The organism is Methylobacterium phyllosphaerae, assembly GCF_001936175.1.
In the GTDB taxonomy this organism is placed as follows: Bacteria; Pseudomonadota; Alphaproteobacteria; order Rhizobiales; family Beijerinckiaceae; genus Methylobacterium; species Methylobacterium fujisawaense.
Window position 1 is genome coordinate 3,948,815 of sequence record NZ_CP015367.1, and the last position, 15,954, is coordinate 3,964,768.

The following is a 15,954-nucleotide window of genomic DNA, read 5'->3' on the forward strand; positions in this document are numbered from 1 at the left end:
ACGCGTCGAGGCCGCAGGGCGGCTATCGCCGCCGTGGGACGCCGGCCGATCGGGCGGCCCGATCCGGCCCCGCATCGACCGTCCGGGCTCCGAGCCGTCGTCGATCCGCAGCGTGCCTCAGGCGACGGCCGCGTCCGGGCGGCCCGGTGCCACGAAGCCTTCGCACGCACCGATCTCCTCGGCGAAATGCTCGATCGGCTGCGGCTTGCTGATCAGATAGCCTTGAGCCTCGTCGCACGCCTCCGCGGCCAGGAAGCGCATCTGCGCATCCGTCTCGACGCCCTCGGCCACGACGCTCATCCCCAGGCTGCGGCCGAGCCCCAGGACCGCGCGCACGATCACAGCGGCCTGGGCGCTGACCTCGACATGGCCCACGAACGACCGGTCGATCTTGATCTTGTCGAAGGGGAACGCCTGCAGCGTCGCCAGCGACGAGTAGCCCGTCCCGAAATCATCCATCGCGATGGAGATGCCGAAGGCCTTCAGCCGACGCAGGATGCCGAGCGCCCGCGCCATGTCGTTGATGATCAGGGTCTCGGTGATCTCGAGTTCGAGCCGCGTCGGCGCCAGGCCCGTCTCGGTGAGGATGGCCAGGATGCGCTCGGGCAGATCCGCCTGCTGGAACTGGCGCGGGGAGAGGTTCACCGCCACCTTCAGCGGACGGGACCACCGCGCCGCCTCCCGGGAGGCGGCGCGCAGCACCCACTCCCCCAGCAGCAGGATCAGGTCGCTCTCCTCCGCCAGCGGGATGAAGGCATTCGGCGGCACCAGCCCGCGGGTCGGATGCTCCCAGCGCACCAGCGCCTCGAACCCGACGAGCCGGCCGGTGGCGGTGCTCACCTGCGGCTGGTAGTGCAGGATGAGTTCGTCGCCCTCGATCGCCTGGCGCAGATCCCGTTCCAGGTCGCGCCGGGCCGCCTCGGCCTCGTCCATCGTGGGCTCGAACACCCGATGGGTGTTCCCGCCCTCCGCCTTCGCCCGGCAGAGGGCGAGATCGGCGCGCCGGAACAGCGTCTCGCTATCGGGCCCGTGGCCGGGCGCCTGCGCGATGCCGACGCTCAGGCCAACCTTCAGCCGCTGCTTGCCGAAGCGGATCGGCGCCTGCACCGCCGCGATGAGGCGCGCCGCCAGGGTCTCGGCGTGGGCGGGATCGCCCGCATCGGCCACCAGCACGGCGAACTCGTCGCCGCCGAGGCGCGCCACCATGTCCTCGGCCCGCAGTACCGCGCGAATGCGATGGGCCACCGCCCGGAGCAGGAAATCCCCGGCCGCGTGGCCGAGGCTGTCGTTGACGGCCTTGAAGCGGTCGAGGTCGAGGCACAGCACCGCGCAGGCGCCGCCGTGGAGATGCAGGTCGGCGAGCCGGATCTCCAGCCGCTCGTAGAACAGCGCGCGGTTGGGCAGGTCGGTGAGGCCGTCGTGGCGCGCCATGTGGGCCACCTGCCCCTCGGCCGCCTTGCGGGCGCTGATGTCGATCTGCGTGCCGATGAAGCGCAGGGCACGGCCATCCGCGGCGCGGGCCACGACCTTGCCGCGGGTCATCATCCAGGCCCAAGTGCCGTCCTTGCGCCGCATGCGGTGCTCGCACGCGAAGGTCGGCGCCCGCCCGCTCAGATGCTCGATCAGGGCCCGCTCGGCCGCGCCCGCATCCTCCGGGTGGAGCAGGGCCCGCCACGTCTGGGCGTGGCTCGCCAGCTCGCCGGGCTCGTAGCCCAGCACCCCCCACCAGCGATCCGAGGACCACGCCTCCCCGGTCGTGAGATCGCAGTCCCAGAGCCCGTCACTGCCCGCGTCCTGCGCCAGGGCGAGGCGCGTCTCGCTGACCTGCAGCGTCTCCTCGGCCCGCTTGCGCGCGGTGATGTCCGTGAAGGTCCGCACCGCCCCGCCATCGGGCAGCGGCACGGTGCGGATCTCCAGCACGGTGCCGTTCGGGCGCTCGCGCTCGTAGGTGTGGGCGCGGCGCTCCAGCCCGCGCGCGGCCACCCAGCGCCGCAGGGTCTCGCACGCCGCGCCGAACTCCCCCTGCGCGATCTGATATTGCCGGACGGCCTCGAAGGTCGGGCGGGTCCGCATCAGCGCCGGCGGCAAATCAAGCAGCGTGAGGGCGCGGGCATTGCAGACCTGAACGACGCCGGCGGCGTCGATCATCATGAGACCCTGGTCCATCGTGTCGAGGACGGTGTCCAGAAGCTTCGCCTTCTCCCGCAGCGCGCCCATCCCACTGTTCATGTTCCGGGGATCCCACTCGTCCGCCTGCGCGAACGTACTGCTGGACGGTGCACGCTCCCACCAGGCGGGACTTTAGCAACGGGGAGCTTTCCGGATTCTTTCCGGAAGACCTGATTTCAATTGCTGCGTGTAATCCCGGAGGCGGATGGAGCACGGCTCCGCGGGCGTCCGGCGCGCCGCATCGGCCCTTGCCGGGCCGCCCGCGGAGCTTTCCGATACGCGGACCGCAGGCGGATCGCAGGCGGACCCGGGCTGAAGGTGGTCAGGGATCACGGCCGGATCCTGACCTTCGCGGCCCCCGGGATGTCGGCGGCACCGCAGGCCGGCGCGGCCGGCCGCTCACTCGCCTTCGTCCCGGACGAGGGAGATGCAGGCCCGCACCATCTCCTCGAGCCTGAGTTCCTTCGTGTCACCGATATTGGCGGTCTCTTCCAGACACCGCATGAAATACGCTTCGTCGAGTTTGGGCGACAGCGTGTGGAAGGCCCGGCCCATCCGGCTGGAAAAATCGATCTTGTCGGTCATGCTCGCCCGCGGCCACAGCGAGGCCTTGTCGTCCATGGTCAGGCGGGCGGCATCCGCCGGCAAGGTCCCGCAGGTCAGAGCAATTAAGACGATTATAAGCTTGGTCTGCATTGTAAATCCCCGATCCTGCGGCATAACCCTGCGTGACTCTGCGCAGCGGTGACGGTGGACGGACGCGCTGCTCTTCGAACAGGATGAGAGAAGCCATGCGCGTGGTCCGTCTGTCCGGTCTGGTCTCGGCCGGCCTCCTTCTGAGCCTGCTGACGGCCCAGGCGCAGACCCAGACCCAGACCCAGGACCCATCGGCCGGCGACCCGCGGCGCAACCAGGCGGCGAAGCTCGCCGGGCTCGCCGGATTCGTGAACCTCGAATGCCCCGGCCTGCGGAGCGATCCCGCGCGCCTCAAGCAGACCGTCGAGGCCCTGGGCGTCGATGCCGCCAGCCTGGAGACCGGCGACCTGCACCTGATCGCGACCCGGTACATCGCGGCCTACCAGAAGGACGTGGCGGCGAATTGCCGGAAGGCCGAGGCGACGTTCGGGCCGCAGGGATCGATCATTCCCGGCCTGATCGTGCCGCGGTAGCCCCGGCCCGCTGTCGGCGGCGCTGTCGGCCGCGCTGTCGGCTGCCCGCCTCACACCGGCCGCCCGTCCCGCGACAGGGCGATGCGGAGGAGGTCGGCGAGGCTGCCGGCGCCGAGCTTCTGCTTCATGCCCGAGACGATGGCCGACACGCTTCGGTGGCTCATCGAGAGGCTGTCGGCGATCGCCTCGTTGGACTTGCCCGCCCCCAGCAGCGACAGGACCTGAACCTCCCGCGCGGTCAGGCGCGCGAGGGGCGAGTCCAGCAGACCGGCATTCAGCATGGCGATCTTGGTCGCGACCTCGTGCGACAGGTAGCTGTGCCCGGCCGAGACGGCCGCCAGCGCCTCGTGGAAGCGCGTCACCGCCGTGTCCTTCAGGACGAAGCCATGCGCCCCGCCCTCGATGGCGCGGGCGACGATCACCGGGTCGTCGTGCATGCTGAAGGCGAGGATCCGGGTCGCCGGCTCCAGGGCCCGCACCCGGCGGATCAGCGACAGGCCGGAGAGGCCCTGGTCGCGGAAGCCGAGGTCGGTCACCACCAGCCCGGGACGGTGGCGGTGGAACGTGCGGTATCCCGACACCACGTCGGCGGCCTCGTGGACCGCCCGGACGCCGGCATCCTCCGCGAGGTGGCGGAAGCCGCGCCGCACCACCGGGTGGTCGTCGACGATCAGCACCGCGTCGAGGATGGCCGCACCGTCCCCCCCCGCCGGCCAATCGGCCGAGGCCCGGGCGGCGCTCACGGCGTGCCCTCGAGGACCGGATGCGGGGCGGCGAGGCGCGCCAGCGCGGCTGCATGGTCGGCCCCCTGCATCCGCGCGTTGTAGTAGTGCTGGCACATCTCGCCGTAGAGGCTCTTGCGGCGCCCGCGTTCGGCCGCGATCCCGCCGAGCCCGTCGAGGATCGCGCCGTAGCCCTCGCCGATGCCGGCCTCGGCCAGCATCTGGCCGAGCTGGACGGTGCGGTTGGCGATCATGCGCGGATCCTCGATGAAGCCGTCGCGGGCCCGGGCCAGCGCCGCCGCCATCGCGCGCACACGGGGCTCGTCGGCCGGCAGGGCCTTGCCGGCCTCCCGGCCCGCGAGCCAGCGGGCCGGGTCGGTCCCGTCGGTCGGCGCGAGCCAGGCCGGCAGGGTGCCCTCGGCGGTGGTGGCGACCACCCCGCCCGCGGCGTCGCCGCGCTCGTCCGAGTCCCGGTTGCAGGCGCCGAGGGCCAGCAGGACCAGGCCGGACGCGATCCGGATGCGGCAGGCCCGTCTCATCGCGCGGGCTCCCCCGGCGCCAGGACCGTGCGCGGGCCCTCCGCCACCTTGATGCGCGCCGTCTCGCGCCACGTGGCGAGATCGATCACCGAGACATCGTCCGAGAACCAGTTCGCCACGTAGGCCCGCGGACCGACCACCGCGATGCCCTCGGGATAGGGCCCCACCGCCACGGTGGCGACGATCTCGAGCCGGGCCGCATCGATCACCGTCACGGCGGCGGCATGCTGGTTGGTGACCAGGATCCGGCTGCCGTCGCCGGTGACCGCGACGCCGTAGGGCATCCGGCCGGCCGGGACCGTGGCACGAGCCCGCAACGTCGCCGTGTCGATCACCGTGAGGTCGCCGCTGCGCACGTTGGCGACGTAGAGGCTGGCCTCGTCCGGCGCGAGCGCCAGGGCGAAGGGCGCCTCGCCGGTCGGGACGACGGCCACGCGGGTCATCGTCCCCGTGTCGATCACGCTGACCTGACGGCTCTCGCGGTCGGCGACGTAGAGCCGCCCGCGCCGGTCGAGGACGAGATGGGCCGGTTCGTGCCCCACCGCCGCGGTGCCCTCGACGGCGCCGGTCGCCGCGGAGATCCGCAGCACGCGGTCGCCCGACCAGTCGCCGACGAACAGGTGCGCGCCGTCGGGGCTCGCCGCGAGGCCGAAGGCCTGGCCGGGGACGGGCAGGCGGCGGGGCGGCTTGCCGGGCTCGACGACGGTCACGGCGCGCCCGTCCGGGTGGGTGAGATAGAGGCGGCCGGCCCGGTCGGCGGCCGCCGCCACCGGCGCCGGCCCGAGCGGGATCCGCCCGGCCACGGTCCCGGCCTCGATCCGCGCCAGCTCGGCCCCCTGCTGGCTGACGACCCAGACCGGGTCGGCGGAGGCGGACGCGCCACCGGTCCCGGTGGCGGCCGCGAGCGCGAGCGTCGCGATCAGCCGGAGGTGGCGCATGCGGGGCCTCAATGGGTCGTCCGGCCCTCGACGGCCGCCTTCAGCCCCTTGAGCCCGTCCGCGAAGTAGCGGTTCATCGCCGTGCGCCCGGCCTCGTCGCTGAGGTTCTCCGGCGGCTCGTTGCCGGTGTCGCCCCGGTAGAAGCGGCCGATCCACGACACCTTGGAGCCGGTCCCGTCCGGGGTCACCGTGAGGGTCGCCGAGTAGGAGGAGACCGGGAGCGCCTTCAGGTCCGGGTCGGACATCCGGTACGAGTAGGTCCGGCCGTCGGCCAGCCACTCGTCCAGCCCCTCGACCAGGGTGCCGCCGGCCTTGAGGGTCACCCGGCGGGTCGTGCCCTCGACATTGCCGCCGCTGGCCTCGGCCTTGGCCACGTCGGGGTGCCAGCGCCCGATGCCGCCGAAATCGCCCACCACCTTCCAGACCGCGTCCGGGGGCGCCTGGATGGTGATCGACTGGTCGATCTTCTGCGGCGTCGGCCCGTGGGCCAGCGCCGCGCCGGCGAGGCCGACGACGGCGAGGCCCGCGGCGACGGCCGGGACGAGGGCGAGGGGCATCCGCATGGTCAGGTCCTGATCGGTCCGGTTGGAACGAGGGTTGGAACAGGGTGGGCCGCGCGCCCGCGGCGCGCGCGCTGGACGAGGGCGAGGGGGTTCGCCAGGAGGGCCAGGAGCGTCAGCCCCAGGGACGCCGCCAGGAGGGCGGGGCGCGGGTCGAGGCGGCCGGGCAGCGGGCGCGGCGTCGCCGCGGCGCGCAGGGGGGTGGCCAGGCCGCCCGGGCCGTCGAGATGGGCGTAGCCGAGGCCGGTCTCGGCGGCGAGGCGCTTCAGGTAGGGTTCGCGGACCGCGGAGAGGTGCTCGCTGCCATGGGCCGCCTGGGCGCCGAAGGGGGCGTTGCGCGGATTGTAGCCCTCGCGCGATTCCGCGTCGGCCGGGGGCGGCCCGGAGCGGTTCTCCTGCTGGACGTCGCTCTCGCCCAGGAAGCCCGCCGGCCGGCCGCGATCGTCGAAGCGCGGGATCGGCGACAGGCCGTAGCCGCCCGCGCCGACGATCAGCCCGCGCACCGCGCCGGGCTTGCCGTCGAAGGTCGGGCCGCCGGAGGCCGGCAGGGGCGGCGTCTCCTGGCCGTCGGTGAGGAACAGGAGGTCGGCGTCGATCTCCCCCGCCATGGCGATCGACCGGAACAGGCCGGCCGCGATGCGGCTGTCCCCCTCCCAGGCCATGCGCGGATCGAGGGCCGCGATGGCGCCATCCAGCGGCGCGAAATCGGCGCAGACCTCGACCGGCGTGAACAGCAGGAACGGCCGCCGGTCGGTGAACAGGCCGAGCGCCACCCGCGAGCCGCAGGGGAGGTCGGGCAGCATCGCCCGCAGAGCCGCCTTGACGGTCTCGAGCCGGCTCACGGATCCCGCGGCGGCGGGATAGTCGCGCACCGCCATGCTGCCGGTGATGTCGACCACCGCCAGCACCGACACGCCGGTGCGGGGGAACGGGATCGGCGGAGCGACGAGGGCCGCCAGCGCCAGCACCAGGGCGGCCGCCAGGATGCGGAACCGCCCGTCGCGCAGGTTGCGGGCGACGAAGGGGGGCAGGACGGAGGGCCGAACGGGGGGCAGGACGCGCCGCGGTCTCACGGGCCGCCCCGCGGCTGGCCGGGGATGTCGGTCCAGATCTTCTTCGGCTCGGCGCGCAGCTCGTCCCCGGTCTTGCGGTCGAATTCCGGGTAGTCGCGCACGAGGCGCGAGGCGACGTCGAGATTGTACTTGGCGTCCCAGAATTCGGGCCGGGCCTGGAGGGCGCGGCGGTAATCCTGCCGCGCCAGCGTCACCTGGGGCGCGGCCTTGTCGAGATCGCCGCGGCCGATCAGCACGAAGGCCTGCCGCATCCGCGCGTTGCCGATGACGTACCGCGCCCGGGCCGCCTCCCGCACCGCGCCGGCGCGGTCGAGGGCGTCGAGGAGGGGTTCTGTCTCGCCCAGACGGTCCCGGGCGGCGAGGAAGCCGATCCGCGCCACCAGGAGGGCCGGCCGCGCATCCGGGTCGACCGGCCGGTCGCGGCCCGCCTCCAGGGCGGCGATCCGGTCGTCGTCGCGCGCGGCGCTCCAGCCCGAGACGGCGAACCACAGGGCGGCGGCCGCGAGGACCAGCGGCAGGGCGACCAGCAGGGCCGGCCGGACCCGGCGCCAGGCCACGGCCACGCCGAGGCGGGGGAGGGCGGCGCGGCGGCGCGGAGCCGGGCCGTCGAGAAGGGCGCCGGAGCTCATGCCGCCCTCCGCGGCGCCGCGCCCGCGGCTTCCGTCGCCGTCTCCGCCTCCGCCGGCGCATCCGCGAGGTCCGCCTCCACGAGGTCCGCCTCCACGAGCTTGGCGAGGACGAGCACGGCGAGGCCCAGCGCGGCGAGCGCGGCGGCGAGCCCGGTCAGGTCCCGGCGCGGGCGCTCCTCGACATACGGGATCGGGTCCCGCTCCAGGGCCTCGATCTGCCGGATCGCGGCTTCCACCGCCGCGGCGCCCTCGGCCTCGAAGGCGCGGTAGGGCACGCCGAGGCTCTTGAAGAACAGGTCGAGGTGCCGCTCCGGCGCGGCCTGGGGCGTGTCCTCGCCGGCCGGCCGGTCGGCGATGCCGGGCGAGCCCTTGGTGCGCAGGAACAGCCAGTACAGGTTCGGCCGGATCCGCGCGACGGCGGCGCGCAGCTGGTCCTGGATGCGCGGGTCGATCACCGCGGCGCCGTCGGACACGAGCAGGAGCACCCGCGAGGCGCCGACATCGACCCCGAACTGCGACAGGGCCATGCCGAGGCCGCGGCCGATATTGGTGTAGTCGAGGCCGGGCCGGTCGATGGCGGCGATCGCCGCCCGCACGGCGTCGTGGCGGTCGGTCATCGGCATGACCAGCATCGGCGCGGTGGAGAAGGCCGTCACGGCGAACAGGTCGTGCCCCCGCGCGCCGACGAAATCCGCCAGGAGGCGCCGGGAGGCGGCGGCCTTCGATTCCTCGGCGCCGGAGGGCTGCCGGCCCGCGAAGGTCTCGTTCATGCTGCCCGAGCGGTCGATCAGCAGCGACACCTGCGCGCCGATGCCGAGGCGCTCGATCCGCGCCCCCGTCCGGTAGGGGCCCGCCAGGGCCACGATCAGGCCGGCGATGGCCAGGATGCCGGCGAGCGTCAGCGCCCGGCCGAGCCAGGCCGAGAGGGGATCGGCCGGGGCGGCGGCGACCGCCGGCACGGAGGTCCGGCGCAGGGCCGAGCGGGCCAGCGGCAGCAGCGCCAGCGGCAGCAACCACAGGATCCAGGGTTCGGTCGCGCCGAGGCGGGCGAGGAGATCGGTCACGGCGTCACGCGCTCCGCTCCGCCGCCGCGAGGCGGGTCAGGAGCATCTCGGCCTCGGCGAGGGGCCAGGCCGCGCGCGCGGCGGGCAGGCGGCCGCCGAAGAAGGCGAGGCGCGAGGCCTCGAAGAAGCGCGCGAGCCCCTCCGCCTGCCCCCGAAACGCCCCATGGCGCGCGAGGACGTCCCCGAGATCGTCGGCCAGCACCCGCCGGCCGGCGGTCTGGTCGAGCCCCCGATGCAGGGCCAGCAGCGCCGCCCGGTAGGCCTGATCGGGCTCGGCCCCCGCCCGCTGCCGCCGGAGCACCCGCAGGGCCGTCGCGAAGGGACGGCCGCGCCGTGTCCGGAACGGCCCCCAGGCCCGGTCATGCGCCAGCGCCAGGGCGGCGAGGCCGGCCAGGGCCCCGAGGCCCGCCGCCGCCGCCACATCCGGCCCGGGATCGATCCGGCCGCCGCGACCGTCCGGGCGCAGGTACTCGGCCGGATCCTCGCGCCGCTGCGGCTGCACCTCGCGCAGGGGGGAGACGCCGAGGCTCCAGCCCGGCACCTGGACGGCGGCGGTGGTCAGGCCGGTCGCCGCCTCGCTCGCCAGCGTCAGGGGGAAGCCCGGCACCTCCAGGGTGCGGGCGTCGAGGGCGGCATAGAAGCTCTGGTAGGTGAGGCGCAGGCGCACCCGCCGGGCGCCGGCCACCGTAACGTCGTCGACCGCGACGGCGCGTAGGTCGAGCCAGTAGGTCACCGGACCGGGCTGGGGCAGGGTCGCGCGCTGCAGCCGGAAATCGGGATCGGCCAGGATCTCCACCTGCGCCTCGACGAGGTCGCCCAGGAAGATTCCGAAGGGCCGCGGGCTGCGCACCTCGACGGAGCGCACCTGCGCGGCCGCCGTGCCGGCCGTCAGGGCGAGGGGCGCGGCGAGGAGGCCGGCCAGCAGGAGGGCGGGAACGCGCGCGCCCATGCTCAGGTCGTCATCAGGTGGCGGGTGAGCGCCTGGGCGTCGAAGCGCCCGGCGAGCTGGAAGACCCGGCGGGCGAAGGGCGCGGCGGCGCGCTCCAGGGCGGCGATCCGGTCCCGCTCCCGGGCGATCCAGGCCCGGCGCAGGCTCGGGCGCAGCAGGACCACGCGGCGGCCGCCGCCCTCCAGATCGTCGAGCTCGACGAGGCCGAAGGCCGGCAGCGCCTCCGCCTCGGCGGGGTCGGCGAGCAGGATCGGCACCGTGTCGTGCGGCGCCAGCGCGGCGAAGACCTGGGCGATCAGGGCCTCGGGCCAGCGGAAGTCGGAGGCGAGGAAGACGAGCTTCGGCCGCCCGGCGAGCCGCCGCGCGGCCTCGAGCATGCCGGCGCAGCCGCGACCCGCGCGGGGCGCGCCCGCGACCCGCTCGGCGGCGGCGACGGCCGCGCCCCGGTGGCGGGTGGCGGGCAGGGTGAGGTCGTCGCGCAAGGTCTCGTCGCAGCCGATCAGGCCGAACCCGTCGCTGATCCGGGTCGCCGAGACGGCCAGCGCCCGGCAGAGATCGCCCGTGAGCCGCGTCCGGTCCGCCGTGCCGCGGAAGCCCATGGAGGCCGAGAGATCGACCAGAACCCAGGTCTCGACCGCGGTCCGCGCCTCGAAGCGGCGGACATGCACCCCCTCGAACGGGTCGCGCAGCGTCGCGCGCAGGTCGATGCGGCGGGCATCCGGCAGTTGCAGGAACGGCACCTGATCGCGGAACGGGCCGGAGCCGCCGGCGTCGCGTCCCCGGTGGAGGCCGGCCCGGCTGCCGCGCGGCCGCCAGCGCGGCAGGTAGACGATGTCGGCCGTGCGCGGGTCGCTCACGGCGCCGGCACCGTCTCGAACGCGGCCCGGCACAGGGCCGGCACGATCGCGCCGCGCTGCAATTCGTGGACGGGTTCGAGGAAGACGCGGTGGGCCATCACCTCGGTGAAGACCGCCCGCACATCCTCCGGCACCAGCCAGTCGCGCCCCTCCAGCCACGCCCGCACCCGGGCGGCGCGCACCAGGAAGGCGACGCCGCGCGGCGAGGCGCCCCCCTGGACGAGGGTGGCGGTGTCGAGGCCCGGGAGCCGGATCCCGGCCTCCGCGGGGCGAACCAGGGCGTCCCAGAGGGCGACCACGTAGGCCTCGATCGACGGCTCCGCCCGGACGGCGTGCTGGATCGCGGCGGCGATGCCGCCGATCCGGGCGTGGTCGAGCACGCCCTCCGCGACCGCGCCGACGAGGGCGTCGGTGTCGTGGAAGCGCGGGTCGAAGACCAGGGTCCGGCGCACCGCCGCGTCCCGGGGCGCCTCCAGGCCGATCTCCATCAGGAAGCGGTCGCGGGCCGCGGCCGGGAGCTCGAAGGTCTCCTCGCGCTCGACGCGGTTGCGGTCGGCGAAGACCTGCAGGTTCGGGAACGTGTAGGTGCGGCCGAAGGCCTGGACGCTGCGCTCGGCCATCAACCGGAGCAGCAGGGCGTGGACCTGCGGCCGCGCCCGGTTGATCTCGTTGAAGAAGAACACCGAGAGATCTTCGGCCCGGGCCAGGACCGGACCGGGATCGACCCGCGGCCGGCCGTCGGGGCCGAGATAGGTGTGGTAGATCAGGTCGGTCGGCATCATGTCGACCGTGCCCTCGACGCGCTCGTAGGCGCCGCCCAGCGCCCGGGCCACCGCCCGCAGCAGGGTGGTCTTGCCGACGCCGACATCGCCCTCGAGCATCACGTGGCCGCGGGCGAAGATCGCGATCGTCACGAGGCGGATCGCCCGCTCCTGTCCGACCACCGCCTTGGCGACCTCCGCCTCGAAGCGGGCCGCCGCGGCCCGCCAGTCGGTGAGCATCGTGTCTCCGGGACGGAGGGTGTTCATGAGGCGGTGCCTGCGGTGTCGGGCGGGGCGCCGGTACGGTGGCGCCGGGTGTCGATGCGGCGTGTCGGTGCGGCGCGCGGTACCGAGCGTCGCTGCGGGCCGGCGCCGCGGCGCGGGCCGGCCCCAGGACGCCCGATCGGCCGGCCGGATCGGTCGGCCGCGATCCGTTCGACGCGATCAGTTCGATGAGATCTTGGCGACGTCGTACTCGAACTTGCCGGTCTTCTTGGCGTTCTCGATCCGCTTCTTGTTGCGCTCCTCCATCTGCTTGATGGATTCGGCCTGCTTGCTGACCTCCTTCGGGTCGTGCTTGGGATCGTACTTGGTCCCGGCGACCTTCTCGGGGAAGCCGGGCTTCGGCTGCCAGCAATTGCCCGGCGCCTTGCAGGTCTGCCCGTCATAGGCCAGCGCCGGCACCGCGAAGGCCGCCCCCGCGATCAGCATCGCCGTCGTGATCACTGTGCGCATCGTTGATTCCTCCGTCTCTTCCTTGGCCGGCCGGTCGGGCCGTCGGTTCGCCCCGTCTCCTGCGGGGCGCGACTTGCCGAGAACGGCTAGTCCAGCGGCTTGCACTGGCCGGGCACGTCCTTGGCAAAGGTCTCGCCCTCCTTGAAGGGCTTGTAAGTCTTCTTCTGCGCGTCGGTGAGCCACTCGGCATCCTTCACCGGACCCGTGTAGAGATGGCGGATCCAGGCGATGACCTGCAGCATCTCGTCGGGATTGAGATCCTCGTTGTGCGGTCCCATCATGCCGTTGGCGCCGCCCCAGAGGGTCGAGAACAGGCCGACATCGGTCGTGTTCGCCGGGTAGGTCCAGTAATCGTCGTTGAGGCCGGGCCCGACCTTGCCCTCGCCGAGATGGCCGTGGCAGCCGGAGCACGAGGTCAGGAACAGGCTCTCGCCGTTGCGCAGGCAGGACTTGTCGTCGATGTAGAGATTCTTGCCGGTCTGGAAGAAGGTCTTGACCGCCTGCGTGTCCCGCCCGCCCGGCTTGCCCTCGGCCGTGTCCATCGCCTCGCCGGTGATGGTGTTGCGGAACACGATCCCGGTCTGCGGGCCGGACTGGGGCTGCGCGCGGGCCGCAACGGGCATGGCCACGGCGAGGGTGAGAAGGGCGACGCGTGCCGAACGAACGATGAGCATCTGTTGAGCGGATCCTGATGTCTTGGTCGGTGGCCCGGGCGCGCCGGGCCGGTCTCGGGGGAGTCGGGGCGGGCGGGGCTCAGTTCGAGGCGACGACCGGCACCCCGTCCTGCTTGAGGATCGCCGCGATGGCGGGCCGCGCCTTCTCGATCCCGGCGTCGAGGGCCTTGCGCAGGGCCTCGTCGTCCTTGCGCACGCCCATCGACTGGTCGAAGACCTGCGGGACCTTGCGGCCGTCGCTGCCGACCGTGTCGGCCGGGACCAGCGTCATGCGCAGGGGCGTCGGGGAATCCTTGACGTAGCGGGCGACGTCGGGACCGAAGGCGACGCCGACATCGGCCTTGTCGTTGGCCACCTCGCTGACGATGCGGGCCGGGTCGATCTGGGTGTACTGGTTGCGCGGCGAGCGGAAGTTCACCAGCGAGTAGAGGTAGGCCATGTCCTCCTCGTAGCGGCCGATATCCTTGAGCATCGCCTCGCCAGGGGAGCCGAAGGGCACCACCATGTGGTCGAGGGTCTTGAGCCGCGGGTCGGACCAGGACTTCACGTCGAGATCCTTGTCGGCGCGCGTGATGAAGACGTAGCCGCTCCGGTAGTACGGCTTCGTGGTCAGCACCCGCGGGTCGTCGCTGTCGAGGCCGACGACCACGTCGCAGGTCCGCTTCTCCAGGCCGTCGCGGACGAGGTAGATCGCGGGCTTCGGCAGCCAGACGAAGACGGGCTTCTTCCCCATCGCCTCCGCGACCGCCACGGCGACGCGGTTCTCGAGCCCCGATCCGTCCCGCATCGAGAGCGGCGGCTGCTTCTCGGAGGCGCAGATGCGCAGGGTCGCGGGGTCGGCCGGCGGGGCGGCCGGAGCCTTGCCGGGATCCTGCTGGATGGCCTGGGCCTCGGAGTCCTGGGCCGCCACCGGCCCGGCGGCCAGGGTGGCGAGCGTCAGGACGGCGGCGAAACGGGCCGCCAGGATGCGGGCGCGCGGGCGCGGCATGGACGTTGATCCCTGTTGTCGAAGCGTTTCTTGATGGCGGTCCGGAGGGGCGCGGCCGGGCTGCGGGGCGCCGTGGCGCCCCGCGCGTCCCGGACCCGGCCCGGAGTCCCGCCGGCCGCTTGGCCGGCGGGATGAAGGCGGGCCTTACTTGGATGGCCCTACTTGGCGGGCCCTACTTGGCGGCGTGCTGCTCGTACTCGCCGACATTCGGGTCGTCGTAGGGGCCCTTGCCGTCCAGCGAGAACACCATCACGCCGCCGCCCATCTGGGTGTAGTTGGCGAGCTTCTTGAAGGCGCCCACCGCGCCGAGGCCGGCGGTCGGGTCGGCGAGGTCGAACACCAGGCCCACGCCCGGCCAGCCGCCGACGCCGTAGTAGATGGCGACGTATTGCGTGCCCTTGTGGGTGTAGGTGATCGGGTAGCCGATGGCGCCCGACGGCAGCTTGAACTTCCAGAGGAGGTCGCCGTTGTCGGAGTCGCGCGCCTTGATGAAGCCGTCCAGCGTCCCGTAGAGGACCAGGTCGCCGGCGGTGGCGGTGGTGCCGCCCCAGACCGCGAAGCGCTCCATCTTCTCCCAGTTGAACTTGCCGGTGATGGCGTTGTAGCTCTTGATCTGGCCGAGGCCCTCGTAGTTCTGCCGGTCACCCTTCGGGCCCGGATACATGTTCAGCGTCGCGCCGACGAAGAACTGACCCGCCCGGTAGGGCAGCATGAAGGGCTCCCAATCCATGCAGATGTGGTTGATGCCCATGTAGAAGGCTTGGCGCTTCGGATCGTAGGAATCGTGCCCCTGGTTGTGGTAGCCCATCGCCGAGGGACAGATGTCCTTGGCGAGGTGGTCCATCCGGGTGCCGTATTCCGGATCGCGCACCGGCGTGCCGGTCTTCAGATCCACCGACTTGAACACGTTGACGGTGTCGTCGATCTTGTTGGCCGAGACCAGCGTCCCGTCCGTCCGGTCGAGGGTGTAGACGATGCCGTTGCGGTCCGGGTGGGTGAGGAGCTTCCTCATCTTCCCGTCCTTGTCCTTCTGGTCGGACAGCATCATCACGTTGACGCCGGCATAGTCCCACTCGTCGTGCGGGGTCTTCTGGTAGCCGAACTTCGCCTCGCCGGTGTCGGCGTCGCGGCCGAAGATCGTCATCGTCCACTTGTTGTCGCCGGGACGCATGGTCTCGTTCCACGGCGCCGGGTTGCCGGTGCCGAAGTAGATCAGGTTCGTGCCCGGGTCATAGGCGTACCAGCCCCAGTTGGTGCCGCCGCCGATCTTCCAGGCGTCGCCCTCCCAGGTCGAGGTGCCGAGGCCCTTCTGGCCGTAATGAGCGTTGTGGATGTTGAAGTCCTTGGCGAGCAGCAGGTCCTCGTCCGGGCCGGTCGCGTAGGCGCGCCAGACCTGGGCGCCGGTCTTGACGTCGTAGGCGGTGAGGTAGCCGCGGACGCCGAGCTCGGCACCCGAGGAGCCGATGATCACCTTGTCCTTGACCACGTAGGGGGCGATGGTGAGCGTCGAGCCGACCTTGATGTCGGAATTCTCGACCTTCCACACCGTCTCGCCGGTCTGGGCGTTCAGCGCCGCCACGTTGCCGTCGAGCTGGGTCTTGAGGATCAGCGCCGGGGTCTTGCCGTCGCCCGGCCAGTAGGCGAGGCCGCGGTTGACGAGATCGCAGCAGGCGACCGAACGGGCGGCCGGGTTCTGCTTGGGCTTGTCCTGCCACAGGATCTTGCCCGGGTCGTCGAGGCCGAGGGCGAAGGTGTTGTTCGGGAACGAGGTGTGGATGTACATGACGCCGTCGACGACGAGCGGCGCGCCCTCGTGGCCGTTGAGCAGGCCGGTGGAGAACGTCCAGGCCGGCTTGAGCTGCTTGACGTTGCTCTTGTTGATCTGGGTCAGATCGCTGTAATTGTTCGAGTCGTAGTTCTTACCGGGCATCACCCAGTTCTCGTCGCTCTTCGATTTCTCGACGAGCTTGTCGTTGGCCTGCGCCACGCCCGCCATGGCGACCGGCGCGAGCGCCATGATCGCCAATGCCGAGACGGAATTCCGGAGCCTGATCATCCTGCGTCTCCTCGCCGGACTGCCACGCCGTTTGGCCTCGCAGTCATCGTGGTGTTCATCCGATGGCGACA

17 protein-coding genes are annotated in these 15,954 nt (G+C 72.7%); 1 reads left to right on the forward strand and 16 read right to left on the reverse strand.

From position 1 onward, the window contains the following. Window positions 1-117: 117 nt before the first annotated feature. Both MCBMB27_RS18000 and MCBMB27_RS18005 read right to left on the reverse strand, forming a co-directional pair. A complete protein-coding gene (locus tag MCBMB27_RS18000) occupies window positions 118-2,229 on the reverse strand; it encodes a putative bifunctional diguanylate cyclase/phosphodiesterase (RefSeq protein ID WP_075380980.1) in 2,112 nt (703 codons plus the stop codon). Between the two features lie 339 nt (window positions 2,230-2,568). Then, on the reverse strand, window positions 2,569-2,865 hold the full coding sequence (locus MCBMB27_RS18005) for a hypothetical protein (protein WP_236952738.1): 297 nt from the start codon (window positions 2,863-2,865) through the stop codon (window positions 2,569-2,571). A gap of 95 nt (window positions 2,866-2,960) precedes the next feature. Between MCBMB27_RS18005 and MCBMB27_RS18010 the strand changes: the two genes are divergently transcribed. Next, window positions 2,961-3,338 carry a hypothetical protein gene (locus tag MCBMB27_RS18010; protein WP_043357064.1) on the forward strand — a complete coding sequence of 126 codons (378 nt, stop codon included), beginning with the start codon at window positions 2,961-2,963 and terminating at the stop codon, window positions 3,336-3,338. 50 nt (window positions 3,339-3,388) lie between these two features. On the opposite strand, the gene MCBMB27_RS18015 is transcribed toward MCBMB27_RS18010, so the two are convergent. The 14 genes from MCBMB27_RS18015 to MCBMB27_RS18080 form a co-directional block, all read right to left on the reverse strand. Next, a complete protein-coding gene (locus MCBMB27_RS18015) occupies window positions 3,389-4,081 on the reverse strand; it encodes a response regulator transcription factor (protein WP_083683598.1) in 693 nt (230 codons plus the stop codon). Further along, the gene (locus MCBMB27_RS18020; RefSeq protein WP_043759501.1) at window positions 4,078-4,599 is read right to left on the reverse strand and encodes a hypothetical protein; all 522 of its coding nucleotides are present in this window, start codon (window positions 4,597-4,599) and stop codon (window positions 4,078-4,080) included. Before MCBMB27_RS18020 ends, MCBMB27_RS18015 begins: the two co-directional genes overlap by 4 nt. Continuing rightward, window positions 4,596-5,537, reverse strand: a complete 942-nt coding sequence (locus MCBMB27_RS18025) for a YncE family protein (RefSeq protein WP_043759503.1) — start codon at window positions 5,535-5,537, stop codon at window positions 4,596-4,598. Before MCBMB27_RS18025 ends, MCBMB27_RS18020 begins: the two co-directional genes overlap by 4 nt. Before the next feature lie 8 nt (window positions 5,538-5,545). Further along, complete coding sequence (locus MCBMB27_RS18030) at window positions 5,546-6,100, reverse strand: SRPBCC family protein (RefSeq protein ID WP_043386677.1); 555 nt, start codon at window positions 6,098-6,100, stop codon at window positions 5,546-5,548. Window positions 6,101-6,102: 2 nt separating this feature from the next. Further along, window positions 6,103-7,170, reverse strand: a complete 1,068-nt coding sequence (locus MCBMB27_RS18035; RefSeq protein ID WP_083683601.1) for a vWA domain-containing protein — start codon at window positions 7,168-7,170, stop codon at window positions 6,103-6,105. Next, window positions 7,167-7,799, reverse strand: coding sequence for a hypothetical protein (locus MCBMB27_RS18040; RefSeq protein WP_053610249.1), 633 nt, complete (start codon window positions 7,797-7,799; stop codon window positions 7,167-7,169). The genes MCBMB27_RS18035 and MCBMB27_RS18040 overlap by 4 nt, the downstream gene beginning before the upstream one ends. Beyond that, the gene (locus MCBMB27_RS18045; RefSeq protein WP_053610248.1) at window positions 7,796-8,863 is read right to left on the reverse strand and encodes a vWA domain-containing protein; all 1,068 of its coding nucleotides are present in this window, start codon (window positions 8,861-8,863) and stop codon (window positions 7,796-7,798) included. Before MCBMB27_RS18045 ends, MCBMB27_RS18040 begins: the two co-directional genes overlap by 4 nt. Before the next feature lie 4 nt (window positions 8,864-8,867). Continuing rightward, window positions 8,868-9,812 (reverse strand): nonribosomal peptide synthetase MxaA, encoded by a 945-nt coding sequence (locus MCBMB27_RS18050; protein WP_170861889.1) that lies wholly within the window; start codon window positions 9,810-9,812, stop codon window positions 8,868-8,870. Window positions 9,813-9,814: 2 nt separating this feature from the next. Continuing rightward, window positions 9,815-10,669 carry a DUF58 domain-containing protein gene (locus MCBMB27_RS18055; RefSeq protein ID WP_043761499.1) on the reverse strand — a complete coding sequence of 285 codons (855 nt, stop codon included), beginning with the start codon at window positions 10,667-10,669 and terminating at the stop codon, window positions 9,815-9,817. Beyond that, window positions 10,666-11,697: an AAA family ATPase gene (locus MCBMB27_RS18060; protein WP_043386668.1), complete on the reverse strand. Its 1,032-nt coding sequence runs from the start codon at window positions 11,695-11,697 to the stop codon at window positions 10,666-10,668. The genes MCBMB27_RS18055 and MCBMB27_RS18060 overlap by 4 nt, the downstream gene beginning before the upstream one ends. A gap of 177 nt (window positions 11,698-11,874) precedes the next feature. After that, the gene (locus MCBMB27_RS18065; protein ID WP_043386662.1) at window positions 11,875-12,165 is read right to left on the reverse strand and encodes a methanol dehydrogenase [cytochrome c] subunit; all 291 of its coding nucleotides are present in this window, start codon (window positions 12,163-12,165) and stop codon (window positions 11,875-11,877) included. 86 nt (window positions 12,166-12,251) lie between these two features. Further along, window positions 12,252-12,839 (reverse strand): cytochrome c(L), periplasmic, encoded by a 588-nt coding sequence (gene moxG / locus MCBMB27_RS18070; RefSeq protein WP_043759515.1) that lies wholly within the window; start codon window positions 12,837-12,839, stop codon window positions 12,252-12,254. A 79-nt stretch (window positions 12,840-12,918) separates the two neighbouring features. Next, entirely contained in the window at window positions 12,919-13,827 is a 909-nt protein-coding gene (moxJ, locus tag MCBMB27_RS18075) for a methanol oxidation system protein MoxJ (RefSeq protein WP_043386657.1), read from the reverse strand. A gap of 172 nt (window positions 13,828-13,999) precedes the next feature. Continuing rightward, entirely contained in the window at window positions 14,000-15,883 is a 1,884-nt protein-coding gene (locus MCBMB27_RS18080) for a methanol/ethanol family PQQ-dependent dehydrogenase (RefSeq protein WP_043386654.1), read from the reverse strand. Window positions 15,884-15,954: the final 71 nt, after the last annotated feature.